13 protein-coding genes are annotated in these 13,417 nt (G+C 72.9%); 6 read left to right on the forward strand and 7 right to left on the reverse strand.

Features of this window, described 5'->3' with window-relative positions; genetic code table 11:
• Positions 1–262: 262 nt before the first annotated feature.
• Both ACFW2E_RS23310 and ACFW2E_RS23315 read left to right on the forward strand, forming a co-directional pair.
• Complete coding sequence (locus ACFW2E_RS23310; protein WP_384469003.1) at positions 263–682, forward strand: RICIN domain-containing protein; 420 nt, start codon at positions 263–265, stop codon at positions 680–682.
• A 105-nt stretch (positions 683–787) separates the two neighbouring features.
• Positions 788–2,362, forward strand: coding sequence for a hypothetical protein (locus tag ACFW2E_RS23315; protein ID WP_384469004.1), 1,575 nt, complete (start codon positions 788–790; stop codon positions 2,360–2,362).
• A 92-nt stretch (positions 2,363–2,454) separates the two neighbouring features.
• Here the strand turns inward: ACFW2E_RS23315 and ACFW2E_RS23320 are convergent, their stop codons facing one another.
• From ACFW2E_RS23320 to ACFW2E_RS23330, 3 genes are all read right to left on the reverse strand, one after another.
• Positions 2,455–3,360, reverse strand: coding sequence for a hypothetical protein (locus tag ACFW2E_RS23320; protein ID WP_384469005.1), 906 nt, complete (start codon positions 3,358–3,360; stop codon positions 2,455–2,457).
• A gap of 470 nt (positions 3,361–3,830) precedes the next feature.
• Positions 3,831–4,514, reverse strand: coding sequence for a universal stress protein (locus ACFW2E_RS23325; RefSeq protein WP_384469006.1), 684 nt, complete (start codon positions 4,512–4,514; stop codon positions 3,831–3,833).
• Between the two features lie 125 nt (positions 4,515–4,639).
• The gene (locus tag ACFW2E_RS23330) at positions 4,640–5,959 is read right to left on the reverse strand and encodes a phosphoribosyltransferase family protein (RefSeq protein ID WP_384469007.1); all 1,320 of its coding nucleotides are present in this window, start codon (positions 5,957–5,959) and stop codon (positions 4,640–4,642) included.
• A 222-nt stretch (positions 5,960–6,181) separates the two neighbouring features.
• Here ACFW2E_RS23330 and ACFW2E_RS23335 point away from each other — a divergent pair, with 222 nt between their 5' ends.
• Together ACFW2E_RS23335 and ACFW2E_RS23340 are read left to right on the forward strand one after the other, a co-directional pair.
• Positions 6,182–7,360: a zinc-dependent alcohol dehydrogenase family protein gene (locus tag ACFW2E_RS23335; RefSeq protein WP_384469008.1), complete on the forward strand. Its 1,179-nt coding sequence runs from the start codon at positions 6,182–6,184 to the stop codon at positions 7,358–7,360.
• A complete protein-coding gene (locus tag ACFW2E_RS23340) occupies positions 7,258–7,941 on the forward strand; it encodes a helix-turn-helix domain-containing protein (RefSeq protein ID WP_384469009.1) in 684 nt (227 codons plus the stop codon). The genes ACFW2E_RS23335 and ACFW2E_RS23340 overlap by 103 nt, the downstream gene beginning before the upstream one ends.
• A gap of 300 nt (positions 7,942–8,241) precedes the next feature.
• On the opposite strand, the gene ACFW2E_RS23345 is transcribed toward ACFW2E_RS23340, so the two are convergent.
• Positions 8,242–8,499 carry a DUF1876 domain-containing protein gene (locus ACFW2E_RS23345; protein WP_384469010.1) on the reverse strand — a complete coding sequence of 86 codons (258 nt, stop codon included), beginning with the start codon at positions 8,497–8,499 and terminating at the stop codon, positions 8,242–8,244.
• Between the two features lie 32 nt (positions 8,500–8,531).
• Entirely contained in the window at positions 8,532–9,662 is a 1,131-nt protein-coding gene (locus ACFW2E_RS23350) for a CapA family protein (protein WP_384469011.1), read from the reverse strand.
• A gap of 79 nt (positions 9,663–9,741) precedes the next feature.
• Between ACFW2E_RS23350 and polX the strand changes: the two genes are divergently transcribed.
• Positions 9,742–11,502 (forward strand): DNA polymerase/3'-5' exonuclease PolX, encoded by a 1,761-nt coding sequence (polX, locus tag ACFW2E_RS23355; protein ID WP_384469012.1) that lies wholly within the window; start codon positions 9,742–9,744, stop codon positions 11,500–11,502.
• A gap of 25 nt (positions 11,503–11,527) precedes the next feature.
• Here polX and ACFW2E_RS23360 read toward each other — a convergent pair whose 3' ends face one another.
• The gene (locus tag ACFW2E_RS23360) at positions 11,528–12,343 is read right to left on the reverse strand and encodes a hypothetical protein (protein WP_384469013.1); all 816 of its coding nucleotides are present in this window, start codon (positions 12,341–12,343) and stop codon (positions 11,528–11,530) included.
• A gap of 284 nt (positions 12,344–12,627) precedes the next feature.
• Between ACFW2E_RS23360 and ACFW2E_RS23365 the strand changes: the two genes are divergently transcribed.
• Positions 12,628–13,158, forward strand: coding sequence for an MOSC domain-containing protein (locus tag ACFW2E_RS23365; RefSeq protein ID WP_384469015.1), 531 nt, complete (start codon positions 12,628–12,630; stop codon positions 13,156–13,158).
• Positions 13,159–13,196: 38 nt separating this feature from the next.
• Here the strand turns inward: ACFW2E_RS23365 and ACFW2E_RS23370 are convergent.
• Positions 13,197–13,417 (reverse strand): DUF1330 domain-containing protein (locus ACFW2E_RS23370; protein WP_384469014.1); only part of this gene is annotated, 221 nt, incomplete at its 5' end.

Raw genomic sequence — 13,417 nt, forward strand, 5'->3', positions numbered from 1 at the left:
GAGCGCGCGATAGCGGGCGGCCGGCGCGGCCGGGGGGGGCTCCCCCCCCGGGCGGGGACCGGGGGCGCGGGGGCCCCGACCGGCGCGGCGGCCACGGCTCCCGGGATCCGTACGCGGTTGCGGGCCCGTTCGGGGGCGCCGATAGTGGGAGGAGCAGCCGCATCCCCGGCGGCGCCCGACGGCGTGTGCATCCGGCCGCCGGAGCCGCCCGACGCCCGCCGCGCGCCTTTCCTCAGCAGTGTGCACGAGAGGACGCAGCGTCATGCGCAAGAACCCTCGGGGACGCCGGCTCGTGCGGGTCTGCGCGGTGTTCGCCGCCGGAGGCGTCATGCTGCTCCCGGCTCCCGCGGTCGCGCAGCCGCCGACGCACAGTGCCCCGGCCCGGATCGCGGAGGGCACGTACCAGCTGGTGAACCTGGAGACGGGCAAGTGCGCGACGGTGGCCGGTGGCGTCTCCACCGGGAACAATCTCGGGCTGGTGCAGTTCGACTGCGACATGCACCCCGCGCGCCGTTGGGAGCTGACCCACTGGAACGGTGACTCCTATCAGCTGGTGAACGTGGGGACCGGCAAGTGCGCGACCGTCGCCGGTGGCGTCTCCCGCGCGAACTACGTCGGGCTCGTCCAGTTCACCTGCGACACGCACCCTTCGCGCCGCTGGAGCCTCCAGGCCGCGGGGTGACCCGTCGCCCCGCTCGTGGGGGCTGCCGCCCCTGTCGGATCCGGACTATTGGCCGTACACTGCCAAATCACAGACATGTGGGCGAAGTTGACGGGGGGAGCCATCATGTCCGGTGATCTGTACGGCCCCAGTGGCGGATACGGCGTGCCGCCCATGCCGTCGAGTCCGCCGCCGGTTCCGCCCGCGCCGCCGGACGGCCTGCGTGCGGCCGCGGTCGCGCTCCTCAACCTCAGCGGTCTCGGCCTCGGGTACGCGCTCCTGCGCCGATGGTTCCTGCTGGCCCTGTGCTGGGCGGCGACGGCCGTGCTGCTGTTCGTGGCCCTGCCCGCCGACGCCGACGGTGTCCCCACTTTCGCGATCGCGGTCTATGTCCTGTTCCTGGTGCTGGTGGCCGTCCACGGCGCCATCGCCGGGCTGAGAACCGGACTGGCGTGGCCGGGCAGACCGCCCCTCGCGCTCCTGCTGGGAATGTTTCTCCTCGCCGTACCGGCCGGCGGCACCTTGCTCTACGACGACGCCCGCGACGAGGCCGTCGAGCAACAGCTCCTCGGCCGCCTCGAACGCGCCGACGACCTGGTGGCGGAGGGCGGCCGGCGGTCGTTCGTGTCCGCGAAGTCCGACTACCGCACGGCGCTGGACGTCTACGAGGACCTCGTGGCCAACCACTCCGGCTCGCGCGCGGCCGACCGTGTCCCCGACAGCATGGAGACCTACTACGCGACGGTCGGCGCGGCCTACGGGCACAAGGAGTACTGCGACGCGATCGCGCCGCTGAAGTATCTGCGCACGGTCCCCCGCACCATGTCGAAGGAGGCACTCGGCTCACTGGCCCGGTGGCCCGACGGCCGGCTGGCCACCTCGCTGTACGAGTGCGGAGCGGCCAGCCTGTCGGCCGACGAGGCCGACTGGGTCACCGACTTCGGTGACCTCCTCAGCACGTTCCCGCGGTCCGAGCAGACGTCCAGGGTCGCGCCCGCCGTCGGCTCCGCGGTCGCCAGGACCGAGAGGAACGTGCGCGGTGACGACCCGTGCGCGGCCGTGGAGCAGCTGCGCAGCCTGAACACCCGGATCACCCAGCTCTCGGGGAACGCGGGCGCCGCCGCGGACGGACTGTCGAAGAGTGCCGACCGGGCCGGCAGGAGCGCGGACTCGGGGGAGTACTCCTGCGGGGTCGACCAGTACAAGGACGGCGACTTCGACGCGGCCCAGAAGACGATGGACGCGTTCGTCGCCGACAACAAGCACCACAAGAACAGGGAACGCGCCAAGAAGATCTCCATCGCCGCCGAGGTCGCCCAGACCCTCCCGGCCGCCGGCAAACGCCTGCCCACCACGGCCTCCGGCGGCAGCATCTCCGTCACGGTCAAGAACGACAGCCCCGACCCCATCACGGTCTACTACACCGGCCCGGTCACCGGCAGCTTCGAGCTCAAGGCCTGCGGGAGCTGCAAGGCCTACTCCTTCGCCAGCTCGGTCATGATCGGTTTCAAGCCCTGCAGCGACAGCGGCAAGCACTACCCGCAGCGAACGATCAGCCTGCCGGCCGGCACCACGTACTTCGTGCACAAACCGCGGGGTGCCGGCACCGCGACTCCCGCCTCGGACACCGCCAAGCTCCGCTCCGGCTACATCTACACGGAGTGCGCCTACACGACCCAGACCCTCGGGAGCAGCTACTGACGCCCCCGCGTCACACCACGGACACACCGGCGGCCGGTCGCCGGGGCCGACGCCCCCGAACCGGCCGCCACCCGCCGTCGGCGCCGCGGACCTCAGCCCTGGAGCCGGTCCAGCGTGGCCTTGGTGTCCGCCCGCAGCCAGTCGGACACCTCGTCGAGCTGCGGCGGGTTCTTGTCCTGGTCGTACGAGGAGAGATAGACGCTGTAGCTCATCGTGTACGTCATCCAGCCGTCCCGCACGGCCAGAGTGGCGTAGCGGGAGCCCGACGCGGAGCTGCCGGAGGAGCCGTTGGTGGTGTCCTGGGTGACGAGGTAGGCCTCGTCACCGATGTTGCGCACCGTCTCCACGTCGTAACCCGTGTGGCTCTTGCGGTAGTTCTTCCAAGTCGCCGTGAACTCCGGCCCCGGGTCGGTCCTCTTGTGCAGGTCCACCTGGATGGAGAGGTAGGCGTCCGCGTAGCTCGAACCGGTCTTCTTCAGGCCGACACTGCAGTAACTCTGGTCGAGCGCACCGTCCTTGAGGGACGTGTGGCTCGGGGAGCTGTCGTCCTGCGGGTATTCGTCCTTGAAGGACGAGTAGTCGGCGTCGGCGCAGAGGTTCGACGGGGCGGTGTAGCCGCGCAGCTCCGCCGAGTCCTTGCCGCCGATCACGAAGACGCCGACCGCCCAGGCGGCCGACGCGACCACCGCGCCGACGGCGGCCCACAGCACCGCTCGTCCGGCGCCTGGGCCACCGCCCGGCTGCGGGGCGGCCACCGGACCGTAGGGGGCCTGAGCGACGTACGGATTGCCGGGCTGGGGCTGGAGCGGCTGTCCCACCATCGTGGGCCCGCCGTAGAAGCCCTGCTGACCGGGGCCGGGCGGGGGTGCGGGCGGAGGGAAGCTCCCCGGTGCGGCCGGGCTCGGAGACAGCGGACCTGGGTACGGATACGCGGTGGGCTGCGCCGGCGCACCTGGCTGCGGCTCGGGCTGCTGCGAAGGCTCGGGTGGCGTGGACATGATGTGAAGATAGTGCAACCGTGTGCGGTCAAGTCCCTTGACGTCCACGATCGTTATGGTCTGGGGACATCTGGTCCGGTCCGCCGGCAGGCCGACATCGACCGGGTCGCCACCGCTGTGGCCCCGTCGCCCATGAACGGGCCGAAGCCCTCGTCGACGGGACCTCACCGCGGCCCTGCTCAGCCGAGGACCTCGAGTCGGACTTCCTCCTCGTCCTCACCGACGTGCCGTACGTCTGCGAGGGATACGGGACATCCGCCCGGCGGCCCCTCCTGGACGCGACGCCCGCTGCGCCGCCAGGAACTCCCCGAAGGCACCATGGGACCCAAGCCGAGGCGGTCGCGCGATTCGTCGAGCACATTGGGGGACTGGCCGCCATCGGAGCGCTGGACGCGGCCTACGAGATCGTCCACGGCAGGTCGGGAACCCTGGCCCGGCCGGACCGAGGCACCTTCCGCGCCCGGCCGCGGCTACGACGGCACGACCGCGACGGGGCACGTGCCGTCCCGCACCAGGCTCCGTACGACATCTCCCCGTCCGGCGCCCCGCCCGCGCCCCACCACGACCAGCGCCGCGTCCGCCGAGTGGTGGAGCAGCGCGTGGGACGGACTGAACAGGACCACGTCCTCCAGCACCGGCACGTCCGGATACTTGGCCCGCCAGGGCCGCAGAGCGTCCGCCAGCAGATGCACCTCGTGGTCCTCCCAGGTGGCGCGGTCCTCTTCCGGCACACCGAAGGGCAACTTTGCGGCGCGGGACGGCAGTGCCCAGGCGTGCACCGCGTGCAGGCGCACCCCGCGCAGCCGGGCACTGTCGAAGGCGAAGTCGATCGCGGCCTGCGCGGGATCGCGGGCGTCGACGCCGAGCGTGACACCGCCGCCGCGGTTCGCGCGGGCGAGACGGTCCGGGACCAGCACCAGCGGACCGGTCCAGGCCCCGGCTGGAGCCGGTGGAGCGGTGCCGGGCAGACGGCCGGCGGCGGTGTCCTGCGGGCTCGGCCCGGTGACCGTCACCCCGGCCTCGCCCAGGTCCGTCGGCCCTTCTCGGACCACGCGGAGCGGAAGCCCGCGCAGTTCGGCCTCGGCCTCGGCCCAGTCGGCCGCGGACCGGCCGTTCGCCGAGGGGCCGCCGCAGACCAGGACCACGTGCTTCATGACCGTCCGCCTCTCTCCGCCACGCCGGAGCCTGTTCTCCCGCCTCCACCCTGCCGCCCGCGGCCGCGCCGGTTCAGGGGCCGAACGTCCCTCGACCGTGGGCAGTCGGGGCCGAGCGCCTCCGGTCAGGCGGATCCGGGCGAGGGACCGCCGGCCTCCGGGCCGGTGAGATGGGCGGTGAACCAGTCGCGGGCCAGACCGGCGACCACGGGCAGCGTGCCCGGCTCGGCGAAGAGGTGACTCGCCCCGGGCACCACGGCCAGCCGGTGCTCGCAACGCAGCCGGTCGGCGGCGAGCCGGTTGAGGCTGAGCACCTCGGTGTCGAGGCTGCCGACGATGAGCAGGGTGGGTGCCCGCACCCGGGCCAGCGAGGCGCCGGAGGCCAGGTCGGGGCGGCCGCCACGGGAGACCACGGCGCCGATGCCTGCGTCGTCGGCGGCCGCCTCCAGCGCCGCGCCGGCGCCCGTGCTCGCGCCGAAGTACCCCACGGGCAGACCGGTCTCCCGGCGCAGCCAGCCGGACGCGGCCTGCAGACGCCGGGCCAGCAGCCCGATGTCGAACACGTTCCGCCGGTCGCGTTCCTCCTCCTCGGTGAGCAGGTCGAGCAGCAGTGTGCCCAGACCGGCCTCGTTGAGCACGGTGGCGACGTACCGGTTGCGCGGGCTGTGCCGGCCGCTGCCGCTGCCGTGCGCGAACGCCACCACGGCCCGGGGCGGCTCCGGGAGCACGAACCGCGCGGCCAGCCGTACCGATCCGGCCGGCAGCTCGACCTCGCGGTTCGGCGGCGGTGGGTCCGCAGCGCCCGGTGCGGGACGCGCGGCGCGTGCCAGCAGCTCGGCCACCTCACCGTCGTCGGTCTGCGCGAAGTCGCGGTACCACGCGCCGACCGAGCCGAAGTACGGCGGGCTGTGCAGACACACCACCTCGTCCGCCACCGTCCGCAGGTGCGGCAGCGTCCGCTCCGGCCCGACCGGTACGGCGAGCACGATCCGGGCCGCGCCACGCCCTCGTACGACGCGGCAACCGGCCTCCGCGGTCGCGCCGGTGGCCAGTCCGTCGTCCACCACCACGACGGTCCGCCCGGCCAGAGGCACGGGAGCCCGGCCGGCGCGGTACCGCCGTACCCGGCGCTCCAGCTCCGCCCGCTCCGACTCCTCGACGGCGGCCCGCTCGGCGGCCTCCAGGCCGGTCCCGCGGATCACGTCCTCGTTGAGCACACGCACGTCCTGCTCGCCGATCGCGCCGAATCCCAGCTCCGGCTGCCACGGCACGCCCAGCTTGCGGACCACGAGCACGTCCAGCGGCGCCTCCAGCGCCCGCGCCACCTCGTAGGCCACCGGGACCCCGCCCCTGGGCAGCCCGAGCACGACCGGGTCCGCGCCGCGGAGGAACTCCAGGCCCTGGGCCAGGCGGCGTCCCGCGTCCGTGCGGTCGGTGAATCGCACAGGGCACCTCCTCACGCCCGCATCGGCGGTGCACCATCCCCTTCCATTGCAGCGCGCTCCGGCCGAATCGCCCACACGGACCGCCCGGATCGGGTGCGGCGGCGGTCATGGGGGCCGGACGGCCCATGCGGAACCCGCCGGTTCCGGACAAGCTGGATGTGAGGCGACAAGCGTGTGTCTCCCGCGTATGCCGCACCCGACCGGAAGGAGGGTGGGAACGTCATGAAAGGCTTCGTTTTCCACGGCCCGGGACAGTCCGCCTGGGAGGACGTCCCCGATCCGGCCATCAAGGAACCCACCGACGCGATCGTACGGGTCGACGAGGTCACCATCTGCGGGACGGATCTCCACATCCTCAAGGGCGACGTACCCGAGGTGCATCCCGGCACCGTCCTGGGACACGAGGCCGTCGGTGAGATCGTCGAGGTCGGCGGTGACGTACGGTCCGTACGGCCGGGAGACCGGGTCCTGGTGTCCTGCATCAGCGCCTGCGGACGCTGCCGCTACTGCCGGGAGCGGTCCTACGGCCAGTGCCGGGGCGGCGGAGGCTGGATCCTCGGGCACCTGATCGACGGCACCCAGGCCGAGTACGTGCGCGTCCCCCACGCCGACCTGTCCGTCCATGCGCTGCCCGCCGCCGTGGCGAGCAGGGACGCGGTGCTGCTGGCGGACATCTTCCCGACCGCCTACGAGGTGGGTGTGCTCAACGGGCGGGTGAGCCCGGGGGACACCGTCGCCGTCGTCGGGGCCGGCCCCATCGGCCTCGCCGCGATCGCCACGGCACACCTGTTCGCGCCCGAGCGGATCATCGCCGTGGACCTGGATCCGGCCCGGCTGGAGACGGCCCGGCGGTTCGGCGCGGACGCCGTCGCCCACGTCGAGGAGGCTCCCGAGCAACTGGTCGCGGACCTCACCGACGAGCTCGGCGCGGACGTGGTCATCGAGGCGGTGGGTGTGCCGGAGAGCTTCGAGCTGTGCACGCGCATGGTGCGGCCGGGCGGGCACGTCGCCAACATCGGCGTGCACGGCAGGCCCGCCACCCTGCACCTCGAGGACCTGTGGATCAGGAACATCACGATCACCACCGGGCTGGTCGACACGTACTCCACCCCCACCCTGCTGCGGATGGCCGCCACCGGTCGTCTGCCCACCACGCAACTGGTCACCCACACCTTCCCGCTCGACCGTATGGAGGAGGCGTACGACGTCTTCTCCCGGGCCGCCGACACCGGCGCCCTCAAGGTGGTCCTCGGCGGGGAGCAGCACGAAGTCGCCGTTGGCACCGCGGGAGGTGGAGGTTGCGGGCCCAGGGCGACCCGGCGGATGCGAATGTGCTGGGGGGGAGGCCCCGCGGCGCGCGCGGCCGCCGGATCGCCGCCCGGCGCGCCGGGCTCGGCCTGACCCGCGAGGAGACGGCCGCGCGCGTGGACGTGGCGCCCAGCTACCTCAGATACCTGGAGGAGCAACCCGGCGCCGCACCGGGCAGAGCCCTCCTGTGCCGCCTGGCCGAGGTGCTGGACACCACGGTGGGCGAGCTCACCGGTGGCGACATCGCAGTGCCGCCCGGACCCGGACGGGCCGGCCGCACACCCGAGTTCGGCGAACTGGGGCCGGACGAGTGCCGGGCCCTGCTGTCGACGCACGGCGTGGGCAGGCTGGCGGTACCCACGGAATCGGGGCCCGTGATCGTCCCCGTCAACTACAGCGTCGTCGAAGGGGCGATCGTCTTCAGGACCGCCGTCGGCGCGACGCCGTCGCTGGCGGCGGGCTGCCGGGTCGCCTTCGAGGTCGACCGGATCGACGACGCGTTCAGCCGGGGCTGGAGCGTGCTGGTGCGCGGAGACGCGTGCACGGTGACGGATCCGGACGAACGGCGCCGGCTCGACGCGGCGGCCTACAGCACCCCGTGGGCGGGCGGCGACCGTGACCTGTGGGTGCGCATCGACCCCCGCCTGGTCACCGGACGCAGAATCACCGTCTGAGCGCCCGCGGCCGAGCGCGTCGGGGACGGAGCCCCCGCGAGGCCGCTGAACCAGGTGAGGGACGGGACGGCCGATGTGTCCCGGCGACGGATTCTGGGAGCTGACAGGAGCGTCTGCGTCTGCCGGCGAAGGTGCCCCTGGGCCGGACCGTGCGGATGCAGGCCCTGCCCGCGGTGTCCCCGTCGAACTCCGCGTGGACCCGACGTCCTGAGCACCCCCCGAGCCGGATGCCGCGCCGGCGGCGCACGGGCGCAGCGACACCGCGGGGGCCGGTGCCGCTCCTGTCTCCCGCGGCCGGGTTCACGCCTCGAGCGGGCCGGCCAGTTCGACGATGTCGTCGGAGGCGACGTCGTGCAGCCGGATGGCGAGATCCTCCAGAGCACGGCTGGCGGCGAGCTCGTGGCCCACCTCGGGGATCGGCCGGTCGCCGGGACTGCGCCGTGCCGTGCCCCTGCCGGTGACGGTCGACGTGTCGCGGGTGGTCAGCACGGCACGTGCCCGCGTGTCGTCGCCGTCCTCGGTGATGTAGATCTGCACGGTCCACTCCTGTGCTTCCACCGTGATCACCTCCGTGCGCGAACCCCCCGCCCTCACCTTTCAGGCTGCGCCCCCGCGGGCCCCTGGTCCAGCGCCAGCGTGCCGTCGGCCGCCGCGGTGACGCACACACCCTCGCTGATCCGGTCCAGCGTCGCGCGCAGCCAGTCGCGGTCCTCGTCCGGAGCCCGCTCCAGCCGCATGCGGCGTGCCCGCAGCGGCACCATGCGCAGTCCGGCCAGGCGCCCCGTGCCCGCCTCGACCGACACCAGGTACGCGAGCCGGAGGTCGTCGCGGTACGACTCGTAACCCGTGATGCCCTCGTAGTCGTCGACGAAGTCGCCGCAGCCGTGCAGGACGAGCCGCTCGCGGTACACCTCGACGGCGCGCGGATGGTGCGAGGAGTGACCGTGGACCACGTCGACACCGCCGTCGACCAGGACGTGGGCGAAGCGGACCTGGCGGTCGGGGACGCGGTATCCCCAGTTCGAGCCCCAGTGCACGGAGACGACCACGATGTCTCCGGGGTGCCTGACCCGCCGTACGTGCTCCACGACCGCGTCCGCAGCCTCGGACGTGAGGGCGGGAACGAGGGCGACCCCCGGCCGGTCCGGGCCCGCCGCCCAGTCGCGCGGGATGCCGCTGCACGGTGTCCCGAGCGCGAACACCAGCACACGCCTGCCCCCGGCGAGGGGGACCACCGCCGGGGCGTGCGCATCCTCGGTGTTCCGTCCCGCCCCCGCCGTGCACAGCCCCGCCCGGCCGAGGACGTCGAGCGTCTCGGCCAGCCCCGTCCGCCCGAAGTCCAGCACGTGGTTGTTGGCCAGGACGCAGACGTCGGGCCGGACCGCCAGCAGCGCGGGCAGGTTGGCCGGTTGCATGCGGTAGTGGACCCCCTTGCCGGGAGCGAACGCGTCACTGCGGGTGACGGCCGTCTCCAGGTTCACGATGCGCGCGTCCGGGGCGGCCTCCTCCAGCACCCGCAGGGCCTCGCCCCAGGGCCAGGCGGGGGAGACCGGAGCGGGGATCGGGCCGTTCACGGCCTCCACGCCCCGGACGTAGGCACGGGCGTCGCCGACGTAGTCCTCGCGCAGGGCGGGATCGCCGGGGTGCTGGAGGATCTGGTCCACGCCACGCCCGAGCATGACGTCGCCGCACAGGAACAGTGTCACGGTGCCGCCGCTCATGTCTCCACGGTAGGACGGTCCAGGCCACCGGTGTCCGGCGCGCGGCCCGCGTCCGTGGCAACCCGCCTACCCTGGAGGTGTGGCCCGGTCCAACGCCGAGGTCGCGGCGCTGCTCCAGGAGTACGCGGACCTGATCTCGATCACCGGAGGAGACGCGTTCAAAGCACGCGTCTACGAGAAGGCTGCCCGGGCGATCGGCGGATACCACGCCGATGTCGCCACCCTCGACGCCAAGGGGCTCCGGCAGATCCCGGGGGTCGGCAAGTCGATCGCCGAGAAGGTCGCCGAGTACTTCCGCACCGGCGGTGTCCACGCCGTGGAGGAACTGCGGGCACGTATCCCGGACGGAGTCCGGCAGCTGACCGCGATCCCCACCCTCGGCCCCAGGAAGGCGCTGGCGCTCTACGAGGAGCTGGGCATCTCCTCGGTCGACGAGCTCACCCACGCGATCCACGACGAGAAGCTGCGCGACCTCAAGGGCTTCGGACCGAGAACGGAGGAGAACATCCTCCACGGGATCGAACTGCTGCGCTCCACGGGGGGCCGCGTCCTGCTGGACGTCGCCATGGACCTCGCCGAGGAGATCACCGCCGCGCTGTCCGGGGTGGGCGGGTGCCTGCGCTGCGCGTACGCCGGTTCGCTGCGCCGGGTCCGCGAGACGATCGGGGACATCGACATCCTCGCCGCGGCGCACGACTCGGCGCCGCTCATGCGGGCGTTCACCGAGCTGCCGTACGTCACCGAGGTCATCGCGAGCGGCGGGACCAAGACGTCGGTCCGCACCACCAAGGGCCTCGACGTCGATCTGCGCGTCGTCCCGCCGGACTCCTGGGGCGCGGCGCTGCAGTACTTCACCGGTTCCAAGGCACACAACATCCGTACCCGGGAACTGGCCGTGCACCAGGGCCTGAAGCTCTCCGAGTACGGGCTCTTCGACGTCGAGAGCGGCGAGAAGATCGTCTCGGAGACGGAGGAGGACGTCTACGCCCGGCTCGGACTGCCGTGGATCCCGCCGACGCTGCGCGAGGACCGCGGCGAGATCGAGGCCGGACTGCGCGGCGAACTGCCCGACCTGGTCGGCGAGGAGGACATCCGGGGCGACCTCCACACGCACACCGACCTCACCGACGGCCTCTTCCCGCTGGAGGACATGGCCGCGGCGGCCGCCGAGCGCGGCTACGCCTACTACGCCGTCACCGATCACGGACCCAACCTGTACATGCAGCGCATGACCGTCGAGCGGATGCTGGCGCAGCGCGAGCGGGTGCGGGAACTCGACGGTACGTACGGCGTGCGGGGGCGGCGGGGCGGGATGTGGCTCCTGCACGGTGTGGAGCTGAACATCGACCCGGAGGGCGGGGTGGACTGGCCGGAGGAGTTCCTGGCCGGCTTCGACGTGTGCGTGGCGTCGGTCCACTCGCACTTCAACCAGGACCGCGAGGCGATGACCCGCCGGATCGTGCGGGCCTGTGAGAACCCGTACGTCAACATCATCGGCCACCCCACCACACGGCTCGTCGGCAAGCGGCCGGGCGTCGACGCCGACCTCGACGAGGTGTTCGCCGCCTGCGCGCGCACCGGCACCGCCCTGGAGGTCAACGCCCACCCCCACCGGCTGGACCTGCGCGACGAGGACATCCTGCGAGCCAGGCGGTACGGGGTGAAGTTCGCCGTCGACAGCGACGCCCATGCCACGCCTCACCTGGCGAACATGCGCTACGGCGTGGGCACGGCGCAGCGCGGCTGGCTCACCCGGGACGACGTGATCAACACCTGGCCCAAGGCGCGGCTGCGGCGCTTCCTGAGCACGGGGAGGGCCGGGCAACGGGCCGCGGCCTGAACCGGATCGACCGGGTGATACCGGGTCAGCCGAGGCACACCACGAGCAGGCACAGCTCGGCGGGCGACGTCGACGCGGGTGAAGGGCTCGCCTGCGAGGTGCCCGAGCCCGTGCCGGTCCCTGCCGTGGACGCGGGCGTGGACGGCTGCTGAGCCGTCGTGCCGGTGCCGGTGGTGTCTCCGGCAGGGGTCCCCGTGGCGGCCGAAGGCGTGGCCCGCGGCCGCGGAGCCGACGTCGTCAATGGCCGCGGCGTGGCGGCCGCGTCCGGACGGGTGACCGGCTGTGCGCCGGGGTGCGCTCCGGACTCGGACTGCCGGCGCGGGGCGTTCACGGCGGTCGGCTGAGCGGGGGCCGGGGTGCGCGAGGACCGGTGGACGCCGGACGCTGCGGAGGCCGTCCGGGTGTCGTCCACGACCGGCGTCCGTCCGGCTCCCATGCCGCTGTCGCCGGCTGCCGTGGCCGCCTGTGCCCGGTCGGCGGACTGACGGTCCAGGGAGGCGACCGTCAGGCCGCCCCCGACGATCGCGACGGCCGTGGCGACCGCGGCGCGGCGTTTGTTCTTCTTCCACCGGGCCAGCTGGCGACGCCGTGCGGCGCGGCCCTGCGGCGCGGGGGGCGCGTCCTCGACCGTGCCGGCCGTGATCTCGTCCGCGGGGGCCGCGACGGTTGCCGGGTCACCGGGGCCGAAGTCGTGCCGGCCGTGGGAGGCGGCGGGGTTCTCCCACGCCGGCACGGCGGGGCGCACGGTCGCCGGCGGGGCGATGTCCGGCGCGTAGGCTCCGCATCCGGGACACACCAGGGCGCCGTTGAGATGCCGACGACACGAGGAGCAGTAGTCCATCCGCGGTCTTCCTGGGTTGATTGCGCCGTCGGCCGGCTCGGCCGCGACCTGTTCGCGTATCGCACGTGGGATCGAGCGGTCAGCAACGCTAGCGAGGCTTTCGCGGGGCTGTGTGCAGCCTGTGTGACGCTCCTGCGCAGATGTGATCCGGGGTGCGTGTGCGCCGTGTGCGGCCGGATCGCCGTGCGCCGGCCCCGTCACGTGGGGCTGGACCGACCGGTGAACCCCTGTTGGTTAGGATCTTGAATGCGCTTCGAACAGGGGGACCGGACGTGAGCGGAATCGTGACAGCCGTCAGCAGCAACGGCGAGTACTCGTTCACCAAGCCGAACCGGGAGAGCATCACGCTGCTCGCCGGGCTCGGTGTCGAGGGGGACGTGCACGCCGGCGTGACGGTCAAGCACCGCTCGCGGGTCGCGGCGGACCCCACGCAGCCGAACCTGCGTCAGGTTCACCTCATCCACGAGGAACTCTTCGACGACGTCCGCGAGGCGGGCTTCCGGGTGGCCCCCGGTGAGCTGGGGGAGAACATCACCACGCGCGGCCTCGATCTCCTGCGGCTCCCGGAGGGCACACTGCTGCGCATCGGCGCGGAGGCCGTGGTCGAGGTGACCGGTCTGCGCAATCCCTGTCTGCAGATCGACGACTTCCGACGGGGGCTGCTGAAGCAGGTCGTCGGACGCGACGGCGCCGGCAACGTCGTACGCAGGGCCGGAATCATGAGCGTCGTCCGGCGGGGCGGTGTCGTGCGCCCCGGCGACACGGTGGAGGCGCAACTCCCGGACGAGCCGCATCGGCCGTTGGACCGGGTCTGAGCCGTGGGCCCGGGCCCGGGCGGGCCCCGGCCGGGCGGCTACTCGGCGGCCAGCGACTCCCGCATGGCCTTCGCGGTGGTGGCCGGGTCGTAGTTCTCGGGAACGCCCGGGACCAGGATGATGTCCCCCTCGATGTGGCGCGAGCGCAGCGGCGCGATCTCCTGGTACGCGGGCGAGTCCCACCATTCTCGAGCCTCTTCTATACCAGTCTCGGATAAACAAAAACAAACACCGAGACAAGTTAAAAAAGAGTGGTTCG

Source organism: Streptomyces sp. NPDC058964 (genome assembly GCF_042741275.1).
Taxonomy (GTDB): domain Bacteria; phylum Actinomycetota; class Actinomycetes; order Streptomycetales; family Streptomycetaceae; genus Streptomyces.